Consider the following 25,955-nt stretch of genomic DNA (forward strand, 5'->3'; position numbering starts at 1 on the left):
GGCTTGTGATTGGCAAAGGCGAAGGGTTCGCCTTTAATCGACCAAAAAGCTCGGAAACACCAGTGCATCGGTAAACAATTCTGCGGCGCAAACTGCCGCAGACTTGAAACAGGCCATTATTCGTAGACGCGCTGATCCTCGATCACCACCCCGTCCCTGGGAAGGGATCCGGGGGCCACAACCTCGATCGCGCCTTTCAGCTTCAACACCTCGGCCACCGACTTGGCATATGCCGGGTCGTCACCGCGCGGGCTTTCAATCCGGACTGTCATCGTGTCCATCTCACCCTGACGGGCTGCAATAACGCGGGCTTTGACGATTTCCTCATGTTTGTCGACCAGGGCCGCTACCTGTTCCGGGCGTACAAACATCCCCTTGATCTTGGTGGTCTGATCGGCGCGCCCCATCCAGCCTTTGATCCGGATATTGGTCCGGCCACAGGGCGAGACACCCGGCAGGACGGCCGAAAGATCTCCGGTCGCAAAGCGGATCAACGGGTAATCCGGGTTGAGAGAGGTCACGACAACCTCGCCCACTTCGCCCGGCGCTACCGGCGTACCGGTTCCGGGCGTTACGATCTCGACGATCACGTGTTCATCGATGATCATCCCCTCCATCGCAGCGCTTTCATAGGCGATGTTTCCCAGGTCCGCCGTCGCATAGCATTGCAGGCACGAAATACCGCGATCCGCATATTCCTGACGCAGAGACGGGAACAGAGCACCACCACCAACGGCGGCTTTCGAGAAGTTCAGCGAAACGCCCATCTCGTCAGCCTTGTCCAGGATGACTTTCAGGTAATCAGGCGTGCCTGCATAAGCAGTGCAGCCAACGTCACGCGCGGCTGTCACCTGCAACTCGGTCTGTCCGGTTCCCGCCGGCAAAACGGCAGCACCTACAGCGCGGGCACCGTTTTCAAAGATCATGCCTGCCGGCGTCAGGTGGTAGCCAAAACAGTTCTGAACAATATCACCAGCACCAACACCCACGGCATTCAAGAACCGGCCCATACGCCACCAATCGTGATCGGTGCTGCCCGGTTCATAAATCGGCCCGGGGGACTGAAACACGTGATGGAAGTGGCGCGCTGGCTTCACGGTAAACCCGCCAAAAGGAGGGCGTTCCGCCTGCGCGCGGATCAGGTCCGACTTGCGCAGCACGGGCAGCATCGGCAAATCATCTGCCGAAATCACCTTATTAGTGTCTGAATCCGACAAGTGTGTAGCGAATCCGGGGGCAGATGCAGCACGTTTGATCTGCTCTGCAAGCGCTTTTGCCTGATCGGAAGCACGTTCGTCCGCCGAACGTGTTTCGAGTGCGTCGAAATAGGTCATCGCCAAATCCTCCATCCGCTCACAGCCACCTCTTGCGGCGGCGATAGGACCGCACGTCGCGAAAGCTCTTGCGACCCTCGTCGGACATACCAAGGTAGAATTCCTTCACGTCCGGGTTCTCGCGCAGTTCGGCGGCCGGGCCATCCATGACAACGCGCCCGGATTCAAGAATGTACCCGTAATGCGCAAACCGCAGGGCGACGTTTGTGTTCTGCTCGGCCAACAGGAAGGACACGCCCTCTTTCTCGTTGAGGTCCTTCACGATGCCGAAAATCTCTTCGACCAACTGCGGCGCGAGCCCCATCGAAGGTTCGTCCAGCAGGATCGTCTCCGGGCGCGACATCAATGCCCGGCCCATGGCAACCATCTGCTGCTCTCCACCCGACGTATAGCCAGCCTGCGAGCGGCGGCGCTCCTTCAAGCGGGGGAAGTAATTGTAGACCAGCTCCAGATCCTGCTGGATCGCCGCGCTGCCGTCTTTGCGGGTATACGCACCCGTCAGCAGGTTCTCTTCAACCGTCAGATGCTCGAAACAGTGACGGCCTTCCATCACCTGAATCACACCTTTTTCCACCAATACGGCAGGGTCGCTTTCGTGCACGCTCTGGCCACGATACTTGATCGAGCCTTTCGTGACCTCGCCGCGTTCCGAATGCAGCAGGTTCGACACTGCCTTGAGCGTGGTCGTCTTGCCCGCGCCGTTACCACCCAGCAAGGCCGTGATACCGCCCTTGGGAACAGTCAGGCTAACGCCTTTCAGCACGAGGATCACATGGTTGTAGATCACTTCGATATTGTTGACCTCAAGCAGGGTTTCCGCCTGCACGTCAGTGGTGTGTGCCGCATCCAGCATCAGCGCGTGTCCTCATGCCTGTCCCCTTCGGGACTGTTCGTGAGGAGCGGCAGTCTGCCCGCCGCTCCGAAGTTTTGAAAGCCGGCCCAAGCCGGTACGAGACTGCCTTTATTCGCAGCGCGGTTCGATGTTGTTCTCGGCTGCATAAGCTGCCGAGTCTTCCGCGATCAGAGCGTTGATCACTTCGACATCCGTTGGCTTGAAGTCCTGAACCGGGTTCCAGGTTCCGGCCGCTGCGTCCCACTGAACAACACCGACAAGACCGGGGCCGCCGTGATTGTCGCAGGAAACCGCGAACTCGGGTCCAAATCCGGACATACCAAGCGCTTCCATCTTGGCATTGGTGATCTCCAGCGCCTCCATGCCATCGCGCATCATGGACGCGTCGATATCAGCAGTTCCGTGCATTTCTTGCGCGGTTTTCACGGCTTCGGCTGCCAGCATCGCAGCATAGAGACCGCGGTTATACTGAACTGTACCCAGTTGATCGCCTGCACCTGCTGCTTTGCCCGCGTCCACAACGTATTTCTTCAGATCGTCATAGACAGGGTAGTCCATTCCAAGACCGGTGAAGGTCAGTGCCTTGTAACCATTAGCTTTTTCGCCTGCTGGTTCAACATCGAATTCAGCACCGGACCACCAGACACCGATGAAGTTTTCCATCGGGAAACGGATGTTTGCAGCTTCTTGCACGGCCACCTGGTTCATGACGCCCCAACCCCACATGATTACGTAATCGGGCTTTTCACGGCGAATCTGCAACCACTGCGACTTCTGCTCCTGACCTGGGTGATCTACGGGCAGCAAGGACAGTTCATAGCCATGTTTTTCGGCCAGAGTTTCCAGCGTGCGGATCGGTTCCTTGCCATAAGCAGAGTTGTGATAGACCAGCGCAATCTTCTTGCCGTTCAGATCTCCACCATTCTCATCCAGCAGATAGTTGATCGCGCCCGATGCACCGTTCCAGTAGTTGGCCGGATAGTTGAACACGTGGCTGAACACTTTGCCGTTCGCAGCCGATGTTCGACCGTAACCCATCGTGTGCAGCGGGATGCCATCTGCGGTGACTTTCGGAATCAGCTGATAAGTAATGCCGGTCGACAGTGGCTGATACACCAACGCGCCTTCACCTTTGGTAGACTCGTAGCATTCAACGCCTTTTTCGGTGTTATAGCCGGTTTCGCATTCGATCACCTTCGCTGCAACACCGCCAATTCCACCGTCGCGTTCGTTCACCAGAGTGAAATAGTCGGCATAGCCGTCTGCAAACGGGATACCGCCAGCCGCATAAGGTCCGGTCCGGTAGCTAAGCGACGGAAATACAAGGTCGGCCATGGCCGGGCCTGCCGCCATCAACGCGCCCAGCGCTAAGGTTGCCAGTTTCTTGTTCATCGGGTGTTTCCTCCCTTAATAGATCCGATGTTGAGTTCGGGCTTTGCACCCGTCTTTTAGTTGGGCCTGCCCCTTAGTGCGGGAACGGCCAGAGTCTGAGTTTTTCCTTCGCCACGCGCCATAGCTGCGCCAGCCCGTGCGGTTCGAGAATCAGGAACATGATGATCAGGGCACCGACAATCACCAGCTGTAGATGCGCCACGATATCCGTGGGCCAGCCAAGAACATCGACGCCGACCACTTTCAGGACCACGGGCAGAAGTACAAGGAATGCTGCGCCCGCGAAGGATCCGAAGATCGAGCCCAGACCGCCGATAATGACCATGAACAGCACCAGGAACGATTTCTGGATGCCAAATACTTCGCCGACCTCAACCGCGCCCAGATAGACCGAGAAGAACAGCGCGCCCGCGATGCCCACAAAGAAAGAACTGACGGCAAAGGCAGTCAGTTTCGCCTTGAGCGGGTTCACCCCGATGATCTCGGCCGCGATATCCATATCGCGGATCGCCATCCATGTCCGCCCCGTCGTGCCGCGCGTCAGGTTGCGCGCGAGAATGGCGCAGATGGTCAGGAAAATCAGGCAAAACAGGTAAGTGGCCCAGGCCGATGCATTTGGACCAGTGATGATGATGCCGAACACATCCCGTTCCGGCGCATTGATCTGCCCCGACGCCGAATAGTTGTAGAACCACGGCACCCGGTTGAAAAGCCACACCAGGAAGAATTGCGCCGCCAGCGTCGCCACCGCAAGGTAAAACCCCTTGATCCGCAAGGATGGCAAGCCGAACAGTACACCGACGATGGCCGTTATCCCGCCGGCCAGCAACACGTGAATAAACATGCTGACATCCGGGAAAGCGGTCATCAGCTTGTAACAGGCATAGGCCCCCACAGCCATGAACCCGCCGGTGCCAAGGCTGACCTGCCCGCAATACCCCACCAGAATGTTCAAGCCGATTGCTGCAATGGCATAGATCAGAAAAGGCAATAGAAGGGCGTTTGCCCAATAGTCGTTGATGATGAACGGAATGATCCCGAACGCTACGGCAAGGACGACATAGTACCGATACCGATCGAACTTGATCGGGAAAGTCTGGCTGTCAGCAACATAGGAGGTTTTGAAATCTCCGGCCTCACGATAGAACATGTCTTACTTTCCCCATTCTTCCTGCGCCCGGTTCCGGGCTTCGGCGTCCAGTTGATTGGACCCTTTGGAATATCCGCTCGCCTCCGAGGCGCGCACCAGTTTCAGGTAGGCCAGAACACCCATGATCAGACCCGCAAAAGCCAGGATTGCCGCGATGGTCAGCTGGCCATCCGTCAGATCGTCCGAGGTCAGGGCGATATACCCAAACGCCCAGAACCCGGCCCATGCGATCACGTTGATGATGGCGATCAGCTTGGTCATGATGTACCCCACCAAGTGAACCACATCACCAATACGAACATCGCGGCAGCTGAAATCCCCATAAGCGCAATCGTGTCCACCGTATCAAGTGCAGGTTCTACGCCGGGTCCGCGATACTTGCCGCCCGAATGAACAGCGATACCTGACGCAATAGCTGCAACACACGATACGGCCACGGCGAACATCAGACGGCTCCTAAACCCTCTCAATGATCTTCTCCCCAAACAGGCCCTGCGGCCGGAACACAAGGAAGATCAGCGCCAGCACATAGGCGAACCAGTTCTCGGTTGCGCCACCGACCATCGGTCCGATTGCGAATTCGAACAGCTTCTCGCCTACGCCGATGATCAGACCGCCGACAATGGCACCGGGGATCGAGGTGAACCCACCCAGCATCAGCACCGGCAGCGCCTTGAGCGCGATCAGCGACAGCGAGAATTGCACGCCAGACTTGGTACCCCACATGATACCTGCGACCAGGGCGACGAAGCCCGCAACCGACCAGACCATGACCCAGATGAAGTTCAAAGAGATGCCAACGGACAGCGCCGCCTGGTGATCATCTGCTACCGCCCGCATCGCGCGGCCCTGCTTTGTGTATTGGCTGAACGCGACCAGCGCCGCGACCAGAAGCGCCGCGATGACCGTCGCCACGATGTCCAGATTGTCGATGAAGAAGCCATAGCCGAAGATGTTGAACGTCGTCTCGTCAATCCACAGGTTGATCCCCTGCGGCAGGCCCACATCCAGCGTCTTGATCTCGGACCCCCACATCAGGTCGGCGACGCCTTCCAGGAAATATGCCAGACCGATGGTCGCCATGAACAGGATGATTGGCTCCTGCCCAACCAGATGTCGCATGACGAACCGCTGCACACACCAGGCCAGCAACACCATCACACCCATCGTCAGAACGATCGCGAACAGCGCGGGCACATTCCACCCGAAGTAGTGGATATGGGTGCCGAAAGTCGCGTTGATCAGATGCGCAAATGGTACCTGCCCGTTCATGATCCCAACCAGCGTCATCGCCGCGAACAGGGCCATAACCCCTTGGGCATAATTGAAAATCCCAGACGCCTTGTAGATCAGTACAAAGCCCAGCGCGACCAGCGCATAGAGCACCCCGGCCATCAGACCGTTGAGGATGACCTCCATCCCGAAGATAATTTGATCAGGCATGCCAGCCCCTCCTCAATTCTGCCCAGAGCTTAGTCATGGCTGACCCCCAGATAGGCGTCGATGACTTCCTGATTGTTGCGCACCTCGTCCGGTGTGCCGTCACCGATCTTCTTTCCGTAATCCATGACGACCACCCGGTCGCTCAGGTCCATCACAACGCCCATGTCGTGTTCGATCAGGGCGATGGTGGTGCCGAATTCGTCATTCACGTCGAGGATGAAGCGGCTCATGTCCTCTTTTTCTTCAACGTTCATACCCGCCATCGGCTCGTCCAACAGCAGCAGCTTGGGCTCTGCCGCCAGCGCCCGCGCCAGTTCGACGCGTTTCTTCAGACCGTAGGGCAGGCGTGATACCGGCGTCTTGCGGATGTGCTGGATTTCCAGAAAGTCGATGATCTTTTCAACCGCCTCGCGGTTTTCGGTCTCTTCCTTCTCGGCCTTGCCCTTCCACAGTGCCTGCTGAAGGATATTGGTCTTCATGTAACCCAATCGTCCGGTCATGACGTTGTCCAGAACGCTCATGCCTTCGAACAAGGCGATATTCTGAAACGTCCGCGCAATCCCCTGCTGCGCCACCTCGAAGGGCCGCATCGGCGGTCGCCTGGACCCATGGAACCAGACCTCGCCTTCCTGAGGGACGTAGAAGCCCGAAATCACGTTCAGCATCGAGGATTTTCCGGCACCGTTCGGCCCGATGATGGCGCGGATCTCGCCTTCCCGGATGTCGAACGAGATATCCTTGATCGCAACCACACCACCAAAGCGCAGGGTGATGTTCTTCATTTCCATCACCACACCGCCGATCTTGCGACCGTCTTCGGTGACATATCCATCGGAATTATCCAGCATCGGTCACTCCCTGACTTGCGCGAAAACGGGACGGCGGGCGGGGCGATGACCGCAGGTCGAGCGGCGCACGTACGGCCTTCATTCTGCGGCAACCTTATGTTGGGCAACGGGAACAACCGGCACGTCGACAATTTCCAGCGTCGCTGAGATCGATCCCTTGCGACCATCCTCATAGGTGACTTCTGTGGTGGTCGAGACCGTCTTGGACCCGTCATAAAGCGCGGCAATGATGTCGCTGAACTTGTCTTCGACAAAACCGCGCCGCACCTTCCGCGTCCGGGTCATCTCACCATCATCCGCATCCAGTTCCTTGTGCAGCACCACAAAGCGATGCACCTGACAACCCGACAGCATTTCATCGGCGGCAACCGACTTGTTCACTTCTTCCACGTGGCTCCGAATCGTCTCTAACACGCGCGGATGCCCCGCCAGTTCCTGATACGAGGCATATGCGACGTTGTTGCGCTCGGCCCAGTTGCCGACCGCCGTCAGGTCGATATTGATGAAGGCCACGCAACGATCCTTGCCATTGCCGAACACAACGACCTCAAGGATATCCGGATAAAACTTCAGCTTGTTCTCGACGTATTTCGGCGCGAACATCGACCCGTCGGCCATCTTGCCCACGTCCTTGGCGCGATCGATGATCCGCAGATGCCCCGAGCTTTCCTCGATGAACCCGGCATCACCCGTGGCCACCCAGCCTTCGACATCCTTGGTCGAGGCCGTGGAGTCCGGATTGTTGAAATACTCCACAAACACACCGGGTGAGCGATAGTGAATTTCGCCCTTGTCGTCGATCTTCAGCTCAACGTCCGGCGCAGGAACACCAACAGTATCCGCGCGCACTTCGCCATCCGGCTGGACAGTGATGAACACGGTCGCTTCGGTCTGGCCATACAGCTGTTTCAGGTTGATGCCTAAAGAGCGATAGAAATCAAAAATCTCGGGCCCAATCGCCTCACCCGCCGTATAGCCCACCCGGAAGCGCCCGTACCCCAGCGTGTCTTTGAGCGGCCCGTATACCAGCAGATTGCCCAGTGCGTATTTCAACTTGTCACCCAAGCTCACCGGCTTGCCATCCAGCAACCGACCGCCGACCTTCTTGGCATGCGCCATGAAGTAGTGGAACATGCGCTGCTTGAGCTTGCTGGCATCTTCCATCCGGATCATCACATTGGTCAGTTGGGTCTCGAACACGCGTGGTGGGGCGAAGAAATAGGTCGGCCCGATCTCGCGCAGATCGGTCATCATCGTGTCGGCGCTTTCAGGACAGTTCACGCAGAAGCCGCACCAATAAGCCTGACCGATGGAAAAGATGAAATCACCAACCCAGGCCATCGGCAGGTATGACAGGATGTCTTCATTCCGGGTCAGATGATCAAATTCGGCCGAGTTCTTGGCACTTTCGATCACGTTGCGGTTCGACAGCACCACACCCTTGGGCTTGCCCGTGGTGCCCGAGGTATAGAGCATCACGCAGGTGTCGTCATAGGTGAGCTCACCGATGCGCTTATCCAGTTCCGCGTCAAACCGCGCATGACCGGCGCTGCCTTCGGCCTTGATGTCGTCAAGGGCATTCATCTGGCTGTGGTCGTATTTCCGCATCCCCCGCTTGTCGGTATAGAGGATGTGTTTGACCTGATGCAGGTTTTCCTGAATCTCGATGACCTTGTCGACCTGCTCCTGATCGCCGCAGACGACATATTTCGCACCGCAATGCTCCAGCACATAGGCCATCTCTTCGGCAACCGCGTCCTGATAGAGAGGGACCGGAATGGCACCGACCATCTGCGCCGCAACCATTGACCAGTAATGTGCCGGACGGTTGCGCCCGATCACGGCGATGTGGTCGCCCTTTCCAACGCCAAGCTCCAAGAACCCCAGCGCGATGGCGCGGATTTCCCTGGCCGCTTCGGCCCAGGTCCAGCATTGCCAGATCCCAAATTCCTTTTCCCGGTAGGCCGGGGCGTCCCCGAACTGGGCCGCATTGCGGTGTAGCAGCGCCGGAAGAGAGTGCATCCCTTCAGCGCCCGACTGCGTCTGAGCCAATCTCTTTCTCCTCCCCATCCGACCCCTCCTCTGGGCCGGAAACGGCGGACCAGGGATCAACCCCGGACGCCAACGCCCCGATAAGGGACGCAGGAAAGATCAGCGTCAACTTTTTCCTGATGTTTTCTCAATTCTTACGAATTGTAACAGGGGTGGGGAGGTGGCCATTCGAGCTGTACAAGCTGCGTAACTGGTCAGTCTGTGCAGGCCAAACGGCTGCGGGCACCGCTGCAAAATTTAGATTTGGATAAGAAGGTAACTCGAACATGCAGCTTGGTTGGAAGCATCTGTCCAGTAAGCAGAAGACATTGCGCTCAATAGTTTTCGGGGCAATTGCTATGGTCGCCTGCACAATCTGGTACGAAGGCATTGTACAGTGGCCGCGCGGTCGGGGTCATGTAGTCATTGCCTGTGCCTTTATCGGCTTTCCCATTCAGGCGCTTTACTACGGATTCCGATGGCGTAAGGAGCGTAATACCTAGGAATCAAACAAGTTAAATGCTCCAAGATCTACGACTAACGATCATTAAGATACAAACTTCTTCCACTTAAGTACTGTATCGTTTGCTTGTTTGTCTCATCCTTACAACCAATCCCGTAAAATCGGGATCAGCGGCACATCCGCGGCTGGCATAGGGTAATTCCGCAACTCATTTGCACGCGCCCATTTCAGCGCCTGCCCTTCCTTGGACTGCGGAATGCCGTCCCACTTGCGACAAGCAAACAGCGGCATCAGCAGGTGAAAATCGTCATAGCTGTGGCTGGCAAAAGTCAGCGGGGCGAGGCACGAGGCCCAGGTGTCGATGCCCAGCTCTTCGTGCAATTCGCGGATCAGAGCGGCCTCGGGGGTTTCGCCTGGTTCGATCTTGCCACCGGGGAATTCCCAGAGACCGGCCATAGATTTGCCCTCGGGTCGTTGGGCCAGTAGCACCCGGCCCTCAATGTCGATCAGGGCAACGGCAGACACTAATACATTTTTCACGAGCGATAATCCGCGTTGATCTCAACATAGCCGTGAGTCAGGTCACAAGTCCAAACGGTGGACTTGCCTACGCACAGTCCCAGATCAACCGCGATCACCAGATCCTGACCTTTCATATAGGCGGCGGCTTCATCCTCGCGGTAGTCCGGACTGACCCAGCCCTTTTCGGCAACCAGAATATCACCGAAGGAAATACTTAGCAGGTCGCGGTCGGCGGCGGCGCCGGATTTGCCGACGGCCATGACAATGCGGCCCCAATTCGGGTCTTCCCCGGCAATGGCCGTTTTGACCAGCGGAGAGTTGGCGATGGCCAGACCATGTACTTTGGCATCCGAATCCGATGCGGCGCCGGTCACACGGATTTCCACGAATTTGGTGGCGCCTTCCCCGTCGCGCACCACTTGTTGCGCAAGGTCCAGCATCACCGTTTCCAATGCCTCCGCGAAGGCGGAATTGCCGGTGGCATCAACGCCCGAAGATCCGGTCGCACACAGCAACAGGCTGTCTGAAGTCGAGGTGTCGCTGTCCACAGTGATGCAGTTGAAGGTGCGATCTGTCTGTGCGCTCAGCATTTCCTGCAACGCGGATTGCTCAACCCGTGCGTCGGTGAAGATATAGACCAGCATCGTCGCCATGTCCGGTGCGATCATGCCAGACCCCTTCGCAATTCCTGCAATAGAGACTGTATTGCCGTCAATTTCGACCTGTGCGCTCGCCCCTTTCGGGAACGTGTCAGTTGTCATGATCGCCCGTGCGGCATCTTCGATAGCATGGCGGCTGAGGCCGGATTTCAACGCCTCAAGCTGAACCACGATACGGTCATGTGGCAGCGGTTCGCCGATGACACCGGTGGACGAGGTAAAGACCCGCTCGGCCGTAACACCTGTTGCTTTTGAAACGGCCTGCGTCACCTCGGCCACGGAAGTTTGACCAAAATGGCCAGTGAACGCGTTGGCATTGCCCGAGTTTACAAGGATCGCCGCCGGTCCATCGTTGGGGCCACCTATTTTCTCCTGACAATCCAGAACCGGCGCGGCCCGCGTGGTCGAGCGGGTGAAGACACCCGCCACTGACGTGCCCGGATCAAGAACCGCCAGCATGACATCTGTACGGCCCTGATAGCGCACGCCCGCTTCGACGGTGGCGAAGCGCACACCATCGATCGCGGGCAGTTCAGGGAAAGACGCGGGCGCCAGCGGCGAAACCTTGGTGATCGTGGCCACGGGTCTTTACTCCTGAATCAGGTCCAGTTGGCGCATGATCTCGGGGCCTGCGCCTTCGAGCACGGGGCGTTCGATCTGTGCCTGCTGCGTCAACTCGTCGATCCGCGCCTGAATGGCATCCTGTTGTATGGACTGAGCCAACTCATCGCGCACCGCGTCCAGTTCGGGTGCCTCGGTTTTGCGCTTGTCGTTCAGTTTGACCAGATGCCAGCCAAATTGAGTTTGCACCGGTTCCGACACCTGTCCTTTTTCAAGTGCGATCACTGCTTCCTCGAATTCGGGTACCATCTGGCCTTTTCCGAACCATCCAAGCGCACCACCATTCGGGCCGGACGGACCGGTCGAGTTCTCGCGTGCGAGTTCCGCAAAATCGGCACCATCATCAAGCTGTGTCTTGAGCGCTTTGGCTTCTTCTTCCGTTTCAACCAGAACATGGCTGGCGTCGAATTCGTCTTCACCCGCAAATTCATTGAAGCGCGCGTCATAAGCGGCCTGAATGGCTTCGTCCGTAACAACATCGTTGGTCAGGGCTGCGACTGTCTGAACCGCCTGAAGCGACCGCTTTTCATTGTCGAGTGTCAGCGCGTTCTGCTTGTTCAAACCTTCCTGTTGCTGTCCCAGCAATTGCTGCTGGATCAGCTGTTCCAGAACGAAATCGAACAGAACATCATCTTCCGCTTGCTGGTATTGCGCCGGTAGAGACGCGACGGTGGCGATCACGTGACCCAGTGTGATCTCATCCCCGTTTACCCGAGCAACTATGGTTGACGCATCCGGCTTGGTTTCGGCGGCCAGAGGCAGGGCCATCACGGCAGCGAGGGCCAGCGATGGCAGAAAAGTGAGGCCTTTGGGCATTGAATCATCCTATTTTCTTGCCGCGACAGGGCGCAGCGTTGACACTCTGGAACCTGCCGCTTACATCGCTTCGTAGCCTTGGACAGGGCCGCCTTTCACCCCCCGTATCTATGGGTTGCGCGCAAGGTGGGCAAGCCTGTCGCAACCACGAAAAGAACAGATCCGCTGGAGTGAACATGCTGGGACTCGGAACGCTCGCCAAAAAGGTGTTCGGAACACCGAACGACCGCAAGATCAAGGCGACCCGCCCGCTGGTCGAAAAGATCAACGCACTGGAACCAGAGTTTGAAAAGCTGTCGGATCAGGACCTGATCGACAAGACTGAAGAACTGCGTAAGCGCGCACTGGATGGTGAAAGCCTGGACGACCTGCTGCCCGAGGCTTTTGCCAACGTGCGCGAGGGCGCCAAACGCGCGCTTGGACTGAGGGCCTTTGATGTGCAGCTGATGGGCGGCATTTTCCTGCATCAGGGCAACATCTCGGAAATGAAGACGGGCGAGGGCAAGACTCTGGTCGCCACCTTCCCGGCTTATCTGAATGCGCTGACCGGCAAGGGCGTGCACGTCGTCACGGTGAACGAGTACCTGGCCAAGCGTGACGCGGAATGGATGGGCAAGGTTTTTGCTGCCGTGGGCATGACCACCGGCGTGATCTGGTCGGGCCAGTCCGACGCGGAAAAACTGGCCGCGTATTCCTGTGACATCACGTATGCCACCAACAATGAGCTGGGCTTCGACTATCTGCGCGACAACATGAAGGCGGATCTGGAGCAGGTTTACCAGAAGCATCACAACTTTGCGATTGTGGACGAGGTCGACTCGATCCTGATCGATGAAGCGCGGACGCCGCTGATCATCTCGGGTCCTGCGCAGGACCGTTCGGACCTGTACACCGCCATTGATGCCTTGATCCCGACGCTGAGCGAAGATCACTACACCCTGGACGAAAAATCGCGCAATGTGACCTTCACCGATGAAGGCAACGAGTTTCTCGAGGGCCAACTGCTTCAGGCAGGCCTGATTCCCGAAGGCCATTCCCTGTATGACCCGGAAAGCACCACCGTCGTGCATCACGTCAATCAGGCGCTGCGAGCACACAAGCTGTTCCAGCGCGACAAGGATTACATTGTGCGCGACGGCAATGTTGTTCTGATCGATGAATTCACCGGCCGCATGATGCCGGGTCGTCGCCTGTCCGAAGGTCTGCATCAGGCGATCGAAGCCAAGGAAAAGGTTCAGATCCAGCCGGAAAATGTCACATTGGCCAGCGTGACATTCCAGAACTATTTCCGCCTGTACGACAAACTGAGCGGCATGACCGGCACCGCGCTGACCGAAGCCGAAGAATTTGCCGAGATTTACGGTCTGGGCGTGGTCGAAGTTCCGACCAACCTGCCGATTGCCCGTATCGACGAAGATGATCAGGTCTATCGTACAGCCGCCGAAAAATACAATGCGATGATCGCCCAGACGAAAAAGGCACAGGAAAAGGGCCAGCCTGTTCTGCTGGGGACCACATCGATCGAAAAATCCGAACTGCTGAGCCAGATGCTGGCGAAGGAAGGAATCGAGCACAACGTTCTGAACGCCCGTCAGCATGAACAAGAGGCTGAGATCGTCGCTGATGCCGGTCGTCTGGGTGCGGTAACCATCGCCACCAACATGGCCGGTCGCGGCACCGACATTCAGCTTGGCGGCAATGTCGAGATGAAGGTGCTGAAAGCGCTTGCCGAAAATCCTGACGCTGACCCGTCCGAGCTGCGGGCCACAGAAGAAGCACGCCACGCCGAGGAAAAAGAAAAGGTGCTGGCTGCTGGTGGCCTTTACGTCATTGCGTCTGAACGCCACGAAAGCCGCCGTATCGACAACCAGCTTCGAGGTCGTTCGGGCCGTCAGGGCGACCCGGGTCGCACGGTATTCTACCTGAGCCTCGAGGATGACCTGATGCGCATCTTTGGCTCGGAACGGCTGGACAAGGTCCTGACCACGCTAGGCATGAAAGAAGGCGAGGCGATCGTCCATCCCTGGGTGAACAAGTCGCTGGAACGCGCACAATCCAAGGTCGAAGGCCGCAACTTTGATATGCGCAAGAACGTTCTCAAGTTTGACGACGTGATGAACGACCAGCGGAAGGTGATCTTCAGCCAGCGCCGCGAAATCATGTCGGCGAACGACCTGTCCGAGATCGTCTCGGATATGCGAGAACAGGTGATCGACGACCTGATTGACGAATACATGCCGCCGAAATCCTATGCAGATCAGTGGGATACGGAGGGTCTGCACGAGGCGATCAAGGACAAGCTGTCCATCGACGCCCCGGTTCAGGACTGGGCGGCCGAGGAAGGCGTGGATGACGAGCAAGTGCGCGAGCGTCTGATCAAGGCCGCCGATGAGATGATGGCCCAGAAGGCCGTCGCCTTTGGCCCTGAAAATATGCGCAACATCGAGAAGCAGGTTCTGCTGCAGACTATTGACAGCAAGTGGCGCGAGCACCTGCTGACACTGGAACACCTGCGTTCGGTCGTCGGCTTCCGCGGGTACGCCCAGCGCGATCCGCTGAACGAATACAAGAACGAAAGCTTCCAACTGTTCGAAAGCATGCTCGATTCCCTACGCGAAACCGTGACTCAGCAATTGTCGCGCGTGCGCCCGCTGACCGAGGAAGAACAGAAAGAAATGCTGGCACAGATGGCCGGACAGCAGGCTCAGGCGCAGCAGGCTGTGGACAAAGCCACGAATCAGGCCGAAGCAAAAGCCGAAGCTGCGGCTTCCGGTGACGCGCTGCCGGGCTTCGACGAAAACGATCCCTCAACCTGGGGCAACCCATCCCGCAATGACCCATGTCCCTGCGGGTCAGGCAAGAAGTTCAAACACTGCCACGGCCGCCTGACCTAACGTCACCCGTCAAATCCACAATGTGTTCGTCTCGCGGCCACAAATTGGCCGCGATTCGTGGCGAAAGTGCGATTTGCTCCTTCAACTGGGGAGGGTGTCTTGTTTGTAGTTCGAAACTACGTAACCATGTGCGGAACGGTCGCTTGTGCATTGGGCATTGGCTACCTGATGCAAAACGGATCACCTGCGCAGCCTGCCGGTGCGCAGCAAGGGGTCGACGTCGCGTCGGCATCCGAGCAGTCTTCGGTTCTGTCGGGGCTGGATGGTATCGTACAGACTTCGGCTACTGTCTCTGACGCGATTCCGGGCAACGCCACGCCTGTATCCCGTGCAGTTCCGGCGCCTTCCAGGCCTTCTGATTGCAGTATAAGTGCACGCGCTCTTGCAGTTCCCGGCGCGATGGCGCGCCTGTCCCTCAAAGCGCCGTGCCACAAGAACGAGCGGGTTGAAGTCCACCATAGCGGCCTGACGGTCAGCCAGAAAACCAACGAATCCGGTGCTCTGGACATGACAATCCCGGCACTTTCGGAATATGCGATTTTTCTGATTTCATTTGAAAATGAAGCGGGCACTGTCGCCACCACTCACGTTACCGATATTGCCGAATATGACCGCGTCGCCCTACAATGGCAGGGTGATACTGAGTTGCAGATTCACGCGCTGGAATTTGGGGCAAGCTATGGCAGCAGCGGCCATGTATGGGATGATGCATCGGCAAAAGGCGCAGGAGAAGTTCTGCGCCTGGGACAGGCGGGTCTGGGTGATACTAAGAATGTTCAAGTGTATTCCTTTCCGGCAGGCACAACGGATCGGTCCGGCACCATCGACCTGACAGTCGAAGCTGAAGTGACCGAAGCCAATTGCGGGCACACGTTGAATGTGCAGGCGCTGGAACTTCTTTCGGACCGCCGCCTGCGGTCGCGCGACATGTCCCTGACCCTGCCTGATTGTTCACAAGCCGGTGAGTTTCTGGTGTTGAATAATCTGCTCTCAGACCTGACAATTGCGGCAAAGTAATCCGCAGGCAGGCTCGGCTCTCTTATGACTTTCTTTCGTGCGGCGGTGACCGCGCTGTTTTTCGTTGCAAGTGCGACCTGTGCCGTGGCGCAGGACATCACGCTGACGTCTCGTGACGGCAAGGTCGAAGTAACAGGCAACCTGCTGGGCTTTGACGGCGAATTCTACCGCGTTGACACGCAGTTCGGTGAGTTGACCGTTGATGGTTCGGGCGTCACATGCGACGGACCTGCGTGCCCCAGCCTGACGGATTTCGTAGCCGAGTTGCGGTTTTCCGGATCATCGGTAATGGCCGAAACGGTCTTGCCCGCGCTGATCATCGGGTTTGCGCGGCAGGAAGACCTGACCGCAACGCCTGCCCGTGTGGAATCGGACACCTTCGTCTATGAGCTTTTTCAGGCAGGCCGTCAGGCCCCGCTGGCGCGGTTCTACTTTGACGTCGGGACCACGGATCGCGGGTTTGCCAAGCTGATCGAGGATCAGACAGATATCGTGATGGCCCTGCGCGAAGTACGCGAGGTGGAACGGGATGCAGCAGAATCCGCAGGGCTGGGTGATCTGAAACGGGCCCGACGATCCAGGGTTGTTGCATTGGACGCCATGGTTCCGGTGGTGGCACCCGATAGTGTGATGCGTCAGATATCGCTGGCCGATTTGGCGCGCGTTCTGTCTGGTGAAGTGAAGAACTGGGTGGACCTTGGCGGGCCGGATGCACCGATCGCCTTGCATGTGCCGGATCCGGGATCAGGGCTGGCGCAGGCCGTCGAGGATCAGGTCCTGAAAACGGCCGGTGTGGAAATGTCTGAAAGTGCGATCCGCCATGCGCGCGCACGCGATCTGATCAGGGCTGTGGCCAAAGATCCGTTTTCCATCGGAATCGCCAGCAAGGCGACAGCCGACAACGTCCGAGCCCTGCCGCTGACCGGAGGTTGTGGGCATCCGCTGGCAGCAACCCGTCAATCGATCAAGACCGAGGATTATCCGCTGAATCTGCCGATGTTCCTATATCTGCCCGAACGCCGCCTGCCGCGGATCGCGCGACAGTTTCTGGCCTATAGCCTAAGCCCCGGTGCCCAGATGGCCATTCGTGACGCAGGTTACGTGGATCAATCGCCCGAAATCTTGCCGATTGACGTACAAGGCGGCCGGCTGGCCAACGCCATCGCCACCGGAGGGCCAGAGGTTGGGCTGGACGAGCTTCAGCGCATGATCAAAACACTGCGTCCCCTGTCGCGCCTGTCCCTATCGGTCCGGTTCGAGCCGGGGTCGTCCCGCCCGGACGCACAGTCACGCTCCAACATTCAGCAGTTGGCGCATATGCTTGATGCCGGAACACTGAAGGCACGCAAGCTGGTGTTTGCTGGCTTCAGCGACGGGGATGGCGGGGCCGCCGCCAACGCCCGCATTGCCCTGCGGCGTGCACAAACCGTGCGAAACGCGGTTCTGGCCGCAGCTGAGACATCAATATCAGACAGTATCGAGGTATCCGCCGAAGGATTTGGCGAAGCAATGCCGATGGCCTGTGACGACACCGAATGGGGGCGCAAGGTCAACCGCCGGGTCGAGATCTGGGTTCAGTAGCCGTTACAAATACCCTTCCGCACGAAAGCTCAACTCGGTCGATTTTCCTATGATCAGGTGGTCGTGCAGGGTCAGGCCCAACGCCGAACAGGCATCCTGAATACGGTTGGTCATGTCGATATCCGATTGCGAGGGCGTCGGATCACCCGACGGGTGGTTGTGCACCAGAATCAGGGCCGAGGCATTCAGCTCGAGCGCCCTTTTCGCGACCTCGCGCGGGTACACCGGCACATGATCCACAGTGCCCTTGGCCTGTTCCTCATCCGCGATCATTACGTTCTTGCGATCCAGATAGAACACGCGGAACTGTTCGATCTCACGATGCGCCATCGTGGTGTGACAGTAATCCAGCAGCGCGTCCCAGCCCGAGATCACATGCCGCTGCATCACTCGGGCGCGGGCCATCCGGTGGGCACAGGCCTCAAGGATCTTCAAGTCTGTGATTATAGTATCCCCAACGCCCTTGATCTGACGCAGCCGTTCCTCGGGCGCGGTCAGGACACGATTGAAATCACCAAAGGTATCCATCAACGCCCGTGCCAGTGGCTTCACATCCTGCCGGGGAATGGACCGGAACAGGACCAGCTCCAGCAGCTCATAATCCGGCATTGCGGCCGACCCACCCGCCATGAACCGTTCACGCAGTCGCCTGCGGTGGTCTTTGATGTAGGAGGGTAAACGACCAGAGGGCAGCGGCTGCGCCGGCGCTTCGTCCGTATCAAACAGCATCGGGGCTTCGGCAAAGGCGTCCTGTGTCATAACCTCACCCTGACCCAGAATCGGTTTCTGATTGGTTAACGCATCTCACCTGCCATGCGTGCCGTGGCCCGGCGGACAATCATGTGCAGAAGGATCGAGAACACACCCAGCGTCAGCATCGCGGCAAACATGAGATCGGTCTTGGCCCGCCCATTGGCCAGCAGCATCAGATAGCCCAGCCCCTGCGACGAGCCGACCCATTCACCGATCACTGCCCCAATCGGAGCATACACCGCCGCCAGCCGCATCCCCGACGCCAGCGACGGCAGAGCGGCCGGAATACGGATATGCCACAATACGGCGCGCTTGCTGGCCTGCATCGTTCGGGCCAGATCCAGATACCCCGAAGGGGTGCGCATAAGCCCGTCGAAGAAAGACGAGGTGATCGGGAAATAGATGATCAGCACTGCCATGGCGACCTTGGACCAGAGCCCGTAGCCCAGCCACAGTGTCAGCAACGGCGCCAATGCGAAAACCGGCAGAGCCTGCGTAAACACGAGCATCGGCTGTACCAGCACCCGCGCCGCCCGAGAGTTTGCCAACTGCAACGCGGTGACTACACCCAGCAGCGTCCCGCACGCCATACCGATAACCACTTCGATCGCCGTGATCCAGGTATGTTCCGCTATCACCCAGCGGTTCTGCCACCAGGTCTCGGCCACCACGGCAGGCCCAGGCAGGATGAATTTTGGCAATCCGGTCAGGGTCACGATGCCCTGCCAGATCAACAAAGCAAACAAAGTTGCGGCCAATGCAGAAAAATACTTCATGCCGCGCCCTCACGGAGAAGACGCAGCAAGGCACCTTGGGTTTCCAATGTCTCCAAGTCGTCCACGCTGCGCGGGGCCGGGGCGTGCGGCGGATCGCAGGGCGTCAATCCGTGTTCCGTCATCACTACGATGGATTGCCCCAAACGCGCAGCTTCCGCCGGATCATGTGTCACAAGAAGTACGGTGCGGCCGTTCAAAGCTTCGGCGGCCAGTTCCTGCATGTCAGCGCGGGTGCGGGCATCGAGCGCCGAAAAGGGCTCGTCCAGCAAAACAACGGGGCGATCTTCCATCAAGGTCCGGGCCAAAGCGACACGCTGGCGTTGCCCACCGGACAACGCGTTGGGCTTCTTGTTCATGTGATCCTGCAGCCGCATACGTTCGATAAGGCGGTCGCGTCGATCAAGATCAACGGTTTCACCACGCAAACGCGCGCCCAGAGAGACATTCTGCGCGACGGTTGCCCAGGGCAACAGAAGATCATCCTGAGCCATGTATGAGACACGCCCAGATACCGGAAAGCCATCACTGGCCGTGATTCGACCAGCAAAAACCGCCCCGGTCTCGAGCCCGGCAATCAACCGCAGAATTGTGGTTTTTCCCACGCCCGAACCGCCCAGCAGGCACGTCCACGCCCCGGCCCCAAGGGTCAGGGACAGCGGCGCAAACAGGGTCGCGCCGTCGATCGTGGCGGTACCGCTGATGGTCAGATCGGGCGCAGGGGTCATGGCGTCAAACCCATCTGCCAGAAGTCAACCTCAAGCTCTGTCGCCTTGCGGAAGGTCTGGCACAGTCGATCCCAGCGTGGCGAATCCTGAAAATCTGCCCCAATGCGTCTTGTTAGAGCCTGATCCAGCAACTCGCCGACCGCCGCACATGCGTCTTGGTAGTCTTCGCCAGCATAAGTGTCGATCCAGCCGCGATATGTCCCCGAAGTTGCTTCAGCGGACAGACGCGTACCGATCTCACCATATCCCATGACGCAAGGAACAAGCGCCGCCAGCAGATCCAGAAGGTCTCCGCTGTAGCCTGCTTCCAGGACATAACGGGTATAGGCCAGATTCTCGTGACGCTCCGGTGTGGCAAACAGCTCAGCCTGCGAGATGCCTTCTGCCGCGCAGATACCGATATGCAGTTTCATCTCTTCGCTGATCAAACCGTTCACGGTTCGCGATGCGGCAAGCATTTCTTCATGCGTTTCCGATTTCACCACCGCCAAGGCCCACGCGCGGCTGAAGTGGATAAGGAACACATAATCCTGCCGCAGGTAGTGCAGAAACGCCTCGCGCGGCAGCGTTCCATCTTTCATGCCCTCCACGAAGGCGTGGCGGGTATAATCCCGCCACGGCCCCGCCGCAGCATCACGCATCAGCGCAAAGGCTTTGCCATAGTTGCTCATTGCGCGGTCACGTCGATGGTGATGTCACTGACCGGAAGGACGCTGTCGATCATCCCGCTTTCGTTCAGGAAGGTTTCGAACTGAGCATAACGACCGGCATCAAAACCTGCCGGACGCAGTGCAAAGCGCGGCAGTGTATCAACCCAGGCGCGGGCATTCAGCTCGTCCTGAAGTTCGGGCGAGGTGGCCGCAAAGAGCTCCCAGCTTTTCTCCGGATTGTTGACGATATATTGAGTCGCTTTTTCTGTCGCGGCGAGGAACCTGGCAATCTTGTCCTTGTCCATCGTATCCGGGTTGGCGACATAGATCAGTTCGTCATAAGACGGAACGCCCTCTTCCTCGATGTAGAAGCAGGTGCCGGGACGACCTTCGATATCCATCTGGTTTAGCTCGAAGTTGCGATATGCGCCAATGACCGCATCCACCTGACCGGTCATCAGCGACGGCGAGAGGGAAAAGTTGACGTTGATCAGTTCAACATCGTCCAGAGCAACACCATATTTGCCCAGAACGGTACCAAGGATGGCTTCTTCCACCCCTGCAACCGAGAACCCGATTTTTTTACCCTTGAGGTCGGCCGGCGACTTGATTGGCCCGTCTTCCAGCACCAGAAGACAGTTCAGTGGTGTTGCGACCAGTGTTCCAACGCGCTTCAAGGGCAAACCCTCGTGAATCTGCAGGTGCAATTGCGGTTGGTAAGACACTGCCAGATCAGCCTGACCGGCAGCCACCAAGCGTGGCGGGGCGGACGGGTCGGCGGGCGGAACGATCTCGACCTCAAGCCCCTGTTCGGCAAAATAGCCGTTTTCCTGCGCCACAATGATGGGACCATGGTCAGGGTTGATGAACCAGTCCAGCAGGACGGTCATCTGGTCTTCGGCCCATGCTGGCGCGGCGGCCAGAAGGGCGATGGCTGTCATCAGCTTTTTCATGTCTCGCGTTTCCTTTTTCTTCATGAGGTTGAAGCCGCGACGAGGACAATCTCGCCCGGCCAATCTGGTTTAATCTGTTCGGCGGCGCGCCATGCACGCAGACCAGTGGCACAGCAAATCACCAGCCGTTTTCCTTTGTTAGGGTCTATTTCATGTAAGTTATCCGGTGATATGCGCGTCGCGTTCGAATGGGCGGGTACGGGCGCTTCCTGCGAACTGCGTAGCTCGAATATTTGATCCGTGTCCTTCAGCTGGCTTGTGGACAGAAAGCGAAAGCAGCTGTCGGGCTCGGGTGCATCATCAAAGCGAAACCCGGTGCTACGCAGGGTTCTTGCGTCATATTGAACCAACTGCCCAAGGGGCGAGGGATCAAGCCCAATGATCACGTTAAGCGCCATCTGCGCTTGCATCGCCCCGATCACGCCAACCACGGGGCCCAGAACCCCCGCAGTGGCGCAGCTGGCGCCACTGTCCGGCGCATCGGGAAAGACAGCGCGCAGGGACGGGCCCCCACCGCAGAACCCACCCACATAACCCGAAAGCCCCAGAACCGAGGCACTGATCAAAGGCTTGCCTTGCGCCTGACAAGTATCCGACAGGATGTAGCTGGCCGCGTAGCTGTCAGCGCAATCCAGGATGATATCAGCTCGCGAGACCATTTCAGGCGCGTTCTCGCCAGTCAGAACCTGATTCAAACCGGTGACATCAGTTTCACCATTCAGCGCGCGACAACGGGCGGCGGCGGTTTCCGCCTTGGATTGCCCGCAATCGGCCTCGGAGAAAAACGTTTGACGGTGCAGGTTCGACAGATCGACGGTGTCACCATCCAGTATCGTTACTTGTCCGACCCCGGCCCCCGCCAAAAGCGGCAGAACCGGTGCAGCAAGGCCGCCCGCACCGACGACCAGAACACGGGCCGCTGACAGACGTGCCTGCCCTTGCGCCCCAACTTCTGGCAGAAGCGTCTGGCGGGCATATCGGCTCATCGTGTGACCTCGATCCACGCACGCAGCCGGGCTTCGGGGTCGGCATTCAGTGTGATGTCCGTGACCGCCGAGACAATGTCCGCCCCGGCCTCCAGCACACCTGCCGCGCGCTCAACACTCATCCCACCAATACCAACCAAAGGAATACCACCGACCCGCACCTTCCATTCCGTTACGCGGGGCAGGCCCTGCTGATGCCATTTCATCCTCTTCAGAATGGTGGGGTAGACTGGACCCAGGGCCACGTAGTCGGGATCCATGGCCAGTACACGCTCAAGCTCATCATCGTCATGGGTGGAAACACCCAGTTTCAGACCCGCTTTTCGAATGGCTTTCAGGTCTGCATCGTCCAGATCTTCCTGTCCCAGATGAATCCAGTCGCAACCCAGATCGATCGCGTGCTGCCAATAGTCATTGATAACCAGAACCGCCCCATGGTCGCGGCACAGATCGCGGGAGACTGCAATCTGGTCGCGCACCACATCGTATGGCTGATCCTTGACGCGCAGCTGCACCAGTTTCACGCCCAGCGGCAGCATCCGCCGCAGCCAGTCCGAGTGATCAAAGATTGGATAGAAACGGTCCAGCGTCATGACAGGAATGCCTTTCCAACAACGGGAGTGGAAGGTTCAGCCATATCGCGCGCCTCGATCGGGTCTGCCTGATGGGCCAACTGCCCGGCAAGGGTTGCCTGCGCCATCGCTCTGGCCATCACAACAGGATCTCCGGCGCGGGCCACAGCGGTGTTGAGCAGAACCGCGTCATAGCCCAGTTCCATCGCGTGGGCCGCGTGGCTGGGCAAGCCGATACCGGCATCCACGACCAGGGGTATGTCAGAAAACTCGGCCCGCATCGCGCGTAGGGCATATTCGTTGTTCAAACCACGCCCGGACCCGATAGGCGCACCCCAGGGCATCAGCACCTCGCACCCCGCTTCAAGCAGGCGTTCCCCCACGATCAGGTCATCGGTGGTGTATGGAAAAACCTGAAACCCGTCCTCGGTCAGAATGCGCGCGGCTTCGACCAGTTGGAAGACGTCTGGTTGCAGGCTGTCCGTGTGTCCGATGAGTTCCAGCTTGATCCATCGGGTCTCAAACACTTCGCGGGCCATATGGGCGGTCGTCACGGCCTCTTTCACCGTATGGCAACCGGCGGTGTTGGGCAGGATGCGTACACCCAAGTCGCGGATCATGTTCCAAAAGGTCTGGCCCGCACCCGCTTCGCGCCGAAGGGAAACCGTCGCAACGCCTGCGCCGCTTTCGCGGAAGGCGTTTTCCAGAATGGCCGGGCTTGGATATTGCGCCGTGCCCAGCATCAGCGGGTTGGGCAGTTCAGTGCCGTAAAACGTCTTCATCTTCAGCCCCCCTGCATCGGAGCGACAACTTCAACCCGGTCGCCTTCAGCCAGTTTGTGAGCGATGCGCAGGCTTGAGGGCACGAAATCTTCGTTCACGGCGGTCGCCACACGACCCGAGAAACCGCATTCTTCCAACAATTCCGACAGGGTTTCGGCGTGCACCTCGCGCGCCTCGCCGTTAAGCACGATCTTCATCGACCATCTCCGAATGTGTGTTGTCCAGCGCCAGATCCGCAACGCCCCGCGCCAGTGCCGGTGCCAGCAGATACCCGTGGCGATAGAGCCCGTTGGCATAGATCGTCCGGCCCAAACGTCGGATACGCGGCAAGTTGTCAGGGAAGGCGGGGCGCAGATCGACGCCTATCTCCAAAACTTCAGCTTCGCCAAAAGCCGGGTTCACGGCATAGGCTGCGCTGAGCAGTTCCAGCATCGAACGGGCGGTGATACGACCGCTATCCTCGGATTCGATCATGGTCGCACCCAACATATAGACGCCGTCGCCGCGCGGAACGATATAGAGCGGCATCCGCGGGTGCAGCAATCGAACCGGGCGTGTCAGTTCCACGTCAGGGCATCGAATAACCAACATCTCGCCCTTCACGCCGCGCAGATCATGCAGGTATTCGCGCGCGTGAAGACCACGGCAGTCAATGGCATTTTCCAACTGGGCAGGTGCCAGTTTCCGGTGGAGCTCCACGCCCTGGCTTAGCAATTGACGATGCAGATCGCGCAGCGCCTGGCGCGGATCGACATGGGCTTCGTGTTCGAAGAACAGGCCCTGGCCAAACCCCGCCAGATCAGGCTCTAATTCGGATATTTTTGCCCGTTTGACCATTGTGAACTCTTTTGTTCGACGCGCGAAGCGGTGCAGGTCCGGCACATCACGGGCGCTCGCGACAACAAGCGTTCCCCGCTGGGTCACCTTGGTGCGTTGGGCCCACCATTCGATCGCAGACTGCCCCAGGCGCAGCACCGGTTCTTCCGCGTTTTCATATTCGCACCACGGTGCCAGCATTCCCCCGGCCCACCACGAACAGCCATGCGGGCCCGGTGGCCCGCCGGGGTCGAATATCTGCACTTTCGCACCGCGCGACGCCAGTTCGCTGGCAACGGCAAGACCGGCAACCCCTGCTCCTATGACAGACCAAAGCGTCACGAGGGCCAAACCCGGTGGAAATGATGCACCGGGCCGTGCCCAGCGCCGACATTCAACTCATCCGCGCGCGCGATGGCCCCTTGCAGATAGTCATGCGCCTGCGCAACCGCGTCCCTCAGGGCCAACCCATTAGCCAAACCGGCCGTGATGGACGACGACAAAGTACACCCTGTCCCATGGGTGTTTTTCGTATCCTGACGCGGGGCCTGAAACTCGGCCACGGTACCCGAAGGATCAATCAGCATATCGTGGCAGATATCACCCGACCCGTGTCCGCCTTTCATAACTACTGCATCCGCACCCAAGGCGCACAATGCCTGGCCCTGTTCGGCCATCTCTTCCGGGGTTTCCGCCGATTGCGTGTTCAGCAGACACGCCGCCTCAGGCAGATTTGGCGTGAGAACCGTCGCCATTGGCAACAACACATCGCGTAGCGTCCGGACCGCCTCTTTCGCCAGCAGGGCATCGCCGGATTTGGCGATCATAACCGGATCAAGAACGACAGGACCTTCAAACCCCGCTAAACCCCTGGCGACTGTATGAATGATCTCAGGTGTCGCGAGCATGCCGATTTTGACGGCCCTGACGTCCAGATCACTCAGAACCGTCTCAATTTGGGCAGCAATTACGTCCAGTGGAATCCCATGCACCGCGGTGACAGCTTGCGTGTTCTGCGCGGTCACGGCGGTGATGACACTCGCCCCAAAAACACCCAGCGCTGACATAGCCTTTAGGTCGGCCTGAATGCCCGCGCCACCGCCGCTATCAGATCCTGCTATGGTCAGGGCAATTGCCGCCATGTCGTTGCTCCATCTTCTTTGGGCAACGGGGTAAGGAAAACGTCTGTGTTCAAGAGACCGTTCCCTACGCCGGAATTGCCCGGATCAGGTTCGATGGGTTAACGCGATTGCGCCTCTCAGCCCTGTTACAGGGCACCCCAACGGTTGAGGCGGACAATCTCAGGGTCGAGGATCAG

General features: G+C 58.5%; 26 protein-coding genes and 1 riboswitch. Of the genes, 3 read left to right on the forward strand and 23 right to left on the reverse strand.

Annotated features, from left to right (window positions below; genetic code table 11):
* Positions 1-116: 116 nt before the first annotated feature.
* The 12 genes from AC2FJB_RS12170 to AC2FJB_RS12225 form a co-directional block, all read right to left on the reverse strand.
* The gene (locus tag AC2FJB_RS12170; protein WP_496684871.1) at positions 117-1,334 is read right to left on the reverse strand and encodes a phenylacetate--CoA ligase family protein; all 1,218 of its coding nucleotides are present in this window, start codon (positions 1,332-1,334) and stop codon (positions 117-119) included.
* 19 nt (positions 1,335-1,353) lie between these two features.
* Complete coding sequence (locus AC2FJB_RS12175; RefSeq protein WP_117871394.1) at positions 1,354-2,187, reverse strand: ABC transporter ATP-binding protein; 834 nt, start codon at positions 2,185-2,187, stop codon at positions 1,354-1,356.
* A gap of 108 nt (positions 2,188-2,295) precedes the next feature.
* Positions 2,296-3,579 (reverse strand): ABC transporter substrate-binding protein, encoded by a 1,284-nt coding sequence (locus AC2FJB_RS12180; RefSeq protein ID WP_496719027.1) that lies wholly within the window; start codon positions 3,577-3,579, stop codon positions 2,296-2,298.
* Between the two features lie 73 nt (positions 3,580-3,652).
* The gene (locus AC2FJB_RS12185; protein WP_117871390.1) at positions 3,653-4,729 is read right to left on the reverse strand and encodes a branched-chain amino acid ABC transporter permease; all 1,077 of its coding nucleotides are present in this window, start codon (positions 4,727-4,729) and stop codon (positions 3,653-3,655) included.
* Between the two features lie 3 nt (positions 4,730-4,732).
* Positions 4,733-4,990, reverse strand: a complete 258-nt coding sequence (locus tag AC2FJB_RS12190) for a hypothetical protein (RefSeq protein WP_496719026.1) — start codon at positions 4,988-4,990, stop codon at positions 4,733-4,735.
* Entirely contained in the window at positions 4,987-5,175 is a 189-nt protein-coding gene (locus AC2FJB_RS12195) for a hypothetical protein (RefSeq protein ID WP_496719025.1), read from the reverse strand. Before AC2FJB_RS12195 ends, AC2FJB_RS12190 begins: the two co-directional genes overlap by 4 nt.
* Before the next feature lie 10 nt (positions 5,176-5,185).
* Entirely contained in the window at positions 5,186-6,172 is a 987-nt protein-coding gene (locus AC2FJB_RS12200) for a branched-chain amino acid ABC transporter permease (protein ID WP_117871384.1), read from the reverse strand.
* Positions 6,173-6,201: 29 nt separating this feature from the next.
* The gene (locus AC2FJB_RS12205; protein ID WP_496673518.1) at positions 6,202-7,020 is read right to left on the reverse strand and encodes an ABC transporter ATP-binding protein; all 819 of its coding nucleotides are present in this window, start codon (positions 7,018-7,020) and stop codon (positions 6,202-6,204) included.
* A gap of 78 nt (positions 7,021-7,098) precedes the next feature.
* The gene (locus tag AC2FJB_RS12210) at positions 7,099-9,042 is read right to left on the reverse strand and encodes an AMP-binding protein (RefSeq protein ID WP_205512005.1); all 1,944 of its coding nucleotides are present in this window, start codon (positions 9,040-9,042) and stop codon (positions 7,099-7,101) included.
* Positions 9,043-9,655: 613 nt separating this feature from the next.
* A complete protein-coding gene (locus AC2FJB_RS12215) occupies positions 9,656-10,054 on the reverse strand; it encodes a (deoxy)nucleoside triphosphate pyrophosphohydrolase (protein WP_496719024.1) in 399 nt (132 codons plus the stop codon).
* Complete coding sequence (gene argJ / locus AC2FJB_RS12220) at positions 10,051-11,277, reverse strand: bifunctional glutamate N-acetyltransferase/amino-acid acetyltransferase ArgJ (protein ID WP_496719023.1); 1,227 nt, start codon at positions 11,275-11,277, stop codon at positions 10,051-10,053. The genes AC2FJB_RS12215 and argJ overlap by 4 nt, the downstream gene beginning before the upstream one ends.
* A 6-nt stretch (positions 11,278-11,283) precedes the next feature.
* A complete protein-coding gene (locus AC2FJB_RS12225) occupies positions 11,284-12,132 on the reverse strand; it encodes a peptidylprolyl isomerase (protein WP_496719022.1) in 849 nt (282 codons plus the stop codon).
* Positions 12,133-12,308: 176 nt separating this feature from the next.
* Here AC2FJB_RS12225 and secA point away from each other — a divergent pair, with 176 nt between their 5' ends.
* The 3 genes from secA (at position 12,309) to AC2FJB_RS12240 (ending at position 17,624) form a co-directional block, all read left to right on the forward strand.
* Positions 12,309-15,026 (forward strand): preprotein translocase subunit SecA, encoded by a 2,718-nt coding sequence (secA, locus tag AC2FJB_RS12230; RefSeq protein WP_496684862.1) that lies wholly within the window; start codon positions 12,309-12,311, stop codon positions 15,024-15,026.
* Positions 15,027-15,125: 99 nt separating this feature from the next.
* Complete coding sequence (locus tag AC2FJB_RS12235) at positions 15,126-16,043, forward strand: hypothetical protein (RefSeq protein WP_496719021.1); 918 nt, start codon at positions 15,126-15,128, stop codon at positions 16,041-16,043.
* 24 nt (positions 16,044-16,067) lie between these two features.
* Positions 16,068-17,624, forward strand: coding sequence for a phosphate ABC transporter substrate-binding/OmpA family protein (locus tag AC2FJB_RS12240; RefSeq protein WP_496719020.1), 1,557 nt, complete (start codon positions 16,068-16,070; stop codon positions 17,622-17,624).
* Positions 17,625-17,627: 3 nt separating this feature from the next.
* Here AC2FJB_RS12240 and radC read toward each other — a convergent pair whose 3' ends face one another.
* From radC to thiD, 11 genes are read right to left on the reverse strand one after another with little or no spacing between them, the layout of a single operon-like run.
* The gene (gene radC / locus AC2FJB_RS12245) at positions 17,628-18,383 is read right to left on the reverse strand and encodes a RadC family protein (RefSeq protein ID WP_496719019.1); all 756 of its coding nucleotides are present in this window, start codon (positions 18,381-18,383) and stop codon (positions 17,628-17,630) included.
* Between the two features lie 35 nt (positions 18,384-18,418).
* Entirely contained in the window at positions 18,419-19,153 is a 735-nt protein-coding gene (locus tag AC2FJB_RS12250) for an ABC transporter permease (RefSeq protein WP_117871362.1), read from the reverse strand.
* Positions 19,150-19,878 carry an ABC transporter ATP-binding protein gene (locus tag AC2FJB_RS12255; RefSeq protein WP_299899871.1) on the reverse strand — a complete coding sequence of 243 codons (729 nt, stop codon included), beginning with the start codon at positions 19,876-19,878 and terminating at the stop codon, positions 19,150-19,152. The genes AC2FJB_RS12250 and AC2FJB_RS12255 overlap by 4 nt, the downstream gene beginning before the upstream one ends.
* Positions 19,875-20,549 carry a thiaminase II gene (tenA, locus tag AC2FJB_RS12260; RefSeq protein ID WP_496719018.1) on the reverse strand — a complete coding sequence of 225 codons (675 nt, stop codon included), beginning with the start codon at positions 20,547-20,549 and terminating at the stop codon, positions 19,875-19,877. The genes AC2FJB_RS12255 and tenA overlap by 4 nt, the downstream gene beginning before the upstream one ends.
* A complete protein-coding gene (locus AC2FJB_RS12265) occupies positions 20,546-21,481 on the reverse strand; it encodes an ABC transporter substrate-binding protein (RefSeq protein WP_496719017.1) in 936 nt (311 codons plus the stop codon). Before AC2FJB_RS12265 ends, tenA begins: the two co-directional genes overlap by 4 nt.
* Before the next feature lie 20 nt (positions 21,482-21,501).
* Entirely contained in the window at positions 21,502-22,467 is a 966-nt protein-coding gene (locus tag AC2FJB_RS12270) for a HesA/MoeB/ThiF family protein (protein WP_496719016.1), read from the reverse strand.
* On the reverse strand, positions 22,464-23,060 hold the full coding sequence (locus AC2FJB_RS12275; protein WP_496719015.1) for a thiamine phosphate synthase: 597 nt from the start codon (positions 23,058-23,060) through the stop codon (positions 22,464-22,466). The genes AC2FJB_RS12270 and AC2FJB_RS12275 overlap by 4 nt, the downstream gene beginning before the upstream one ends.
* Positions 23,057-23,821 carry a thiazole synthase gene (locus tag AC2FJB_RS12280; RefSeq protein WP_496719014.1) on the reverse strand — a complete coding sequence of 255 codons (765 nt, stop codon included), beginning with the start codon at positions 23,819-23,821 and terminating at the stop codon, positions 23,057-23,059. The genes AC2FJB_RS12275 and AC2FJB_RS12280 overlap by 4 nt, the downstream gene beginning before the upstream one ends.
* Positions 23,822-23,823: 2 nt before the next feature.
* Positions 23,824-24,018: a sulfur carrier protein ThiS gene (gene thiS, locus AC2FJB_RS12285; RefSeq protein ID WP_117871347.1), complete on the reverse strand. Its 195-nt coding sequence runs from the start codon at positions 24,016-24,018 to the stop codon at positions 23,824-23,826.
* Positions 24,002-24,979, reverse strand: a complete 978-nt coding sequence (locus AC2FJB_RS12290) for an FAD-dependent oxidoreductase (protein ID WP_496719012.1) — start codon at positions 24,977-24,979, stop codon at positions 24,002-24,004. The genes thiS and AC2FJB_RS12290 overlap by 17 nt, the downstream gene beginning before the upstream one ends.
* A complete protein-coding gene (gene thiD / locus AC2FJB_RS12295; RefSeq protein WP_496719011.1) occupies positions 24,976-25,779 on the reverse strand; it encodes a bifunctional hydroxymethylpyrimidine kinase/phosphomethylpyrimidine kinase in 804 nt (267 codons plus the stop codon). Before thiD ends, AC2FJB_RS12290 begins: the two co-directional genes overlap by 4 nt.
* A 44-nt stretch (positions 25,780-25,823) precedes the next feature.
* Positions 25,824-25,929, reverse strand: a riboswitch (TPP riboswitch).
* Positions 25,930-25,955: the final 26 nt, after the last annotated feature.

This window comes from Ruegeria sp. CDSC085, assembly GCF_059610465.1.

What these genes read in the sequence shown, in the direction of transcription:
- AC2FJB_RS12240 (WP_496719020.1), top strand. Translation starts at nt 16,068, where the DNA reads ATGACTTTCTTTCGTGCGGCGGTGACCGCGCTGTTTTTCGTTGCAAGT.
- AC2FJB_RS12255 (WP_299899871.1), bottom strand. Translation starts at nt 19,878, where the DNA reads ATGACCCCTGCGCCCGATCTGACCATCAGCGGTACCGCCACGATCGAC.
- secA (WP_496684862.1), top strand. Translation starts at nt 12,309, where the DNA reads ATGCTGGGACTCGGAACGCTCGCCAAAAAGGTGTTCGGAACACCGAAC.
- AC2FJB_RS12175 (WP_117871394.1), bottom strand. Translation starts at nt 2,187, where the DNA reads ATGCTGGATGCGGCACACACCACTGACGTGCAGGCGGAAACCCTGCTT.
- AC2FJB_RS12250 (WP_117871362.1), bottom strand. Translation starts at nt 19,153, where the DNA reads ATGAAGTATTTTTCTGCATTGGCCGCAACTTTGTTTGCTTTGTTGATC.
- AC2FJB_RS12180 (WP_496719027.1), bottom strand. Translation starts at nt 3,579, where the DNA reads ATGAACAAGAAACTGGCAACCTTAGCGCTGGGCGCGTTGATGGCGGCA.
- AC2FJB_RS12225 (WP_496719022.1), bottom strand. Translation starts at nt 12,132, where the DNA reads ATGCCCAAAGGCCTCACTTTTCTGCCATCGCTGGCCCTCGCTGCCGTG.
- AC2FJB_RS12275 (WP_496719015.1), bottom strand. Translation starts at nt 23,060, where the DNA reads ATGACGCTGGACCGTTTCTATCCAATCTTTGATCACTCGGACTGGCTG.
- AC2FJB_RS12210 (WP_205512005.1), bottom strand. Translation starts at nt 9,042, where the DNA reads ATGCACTCTCTTCCGGCGCTGCTACACCGCAATGCGGCCCAGTTCGGG.
- thiD (WP_496719011.1), bottom strand. Translation starts at nt 25,779, where the DNA reads ATGGCGGCAATTGCCCTGACCATAGCAGGATCTGATAGCGGCGGTGGC.
- radC (WP_496719019.1), bottom strand. Translation starts at nt 18,383, where the DNA reads ATGACACAGGACGCCTTTGCCGAAGCCCCGATGCTGTTTGATACGGAC.
- AC2FJB_RS12280 (WP_496719014.1), bottom strand. Translation starts at nt 23,821, where the DNA reads ATGAAGACGTTTTACGGCACTGAACTGCCCAACCCGCTGATGCTGGGC.
- AC2FJB_RS12265 (WP_496719017.1), bottom strand. Translation starts at nt 21,481, where the DNA reads ATGAAAAAGCTGATGACAGCCATCGCCCTTCTGGCCGCCGCGCCAGCA.
- AC2FJB_RS12190 (WP_496719026.1), bottom strand. Translation starts at nt 4,990, where the DNA reads ATGACCAAGCTGATCGCCATCATCAACGTGATCGCATGGGCCGGGTTC.
- thiS (WP_117871347.1), bottom strand. Translation starts at nt 24,018, where the DNA reads ATGAAGATCGTGCTTAACGGCGAGGCGCGCGAGGTGCACGCCGAAACC.
- AC2FJB_RS12195 (WP_496719025.1), bottom strand. Translation starts at nt 5,175, where the DNA reads ATGTTCGCCGTGGCCGTATCGTGTGTTGCAGCTATTGCGTCAGGTATC.
- AC2FJB_RS12270 (WP_496719016.1), bottom strand. Translation starts at nt 22,467, where the DNA reads ATGAGCCGATATGCCCGCCAGACGCTTCTGCCAGAAGTTGGGGCGCAA.
- AC2FJB_RS12205 (WP_496673518.1), bottom strand. Translation starts at nt 7,020, where the DNA reads ATGCTGGATAATTCCGATGGATATGTCACCGAAGACGGTCGCAAGATC.
- AC2FJB_RS12200 (WP_117871384.1), bottom strand. Translation starts at nt 6,172, where the DNA reads ATGCCTGATCAAATTATCTTCGGGATGGAGGTCATCCTCAACGGTCTG.
- AC2FJB_RS12170 (WP_496684871.1), bottom strand. Translation starts at nt 1,334, where the DNA reads ATGACCTATTTCGACGCACTCGAAACACGTTCGGCGGACGAACGTGCT.
- AC2FJB_RS12185 (WP_117871390.1), bottom strand. Translation starts at nt 4,729, where the DNA reads ATGTTCTATCGTGAGGCCGGAGATTTCAAAACCTCCTATGTTGCTGAC.
- tenA (WP_496719018.1), bottom strand. Translation starts at nt 20,549, where the DNA reads ATGAGCAACTATGGCAAAGCCTTTGCGCTGATGCGTGATGCTGCGGCG.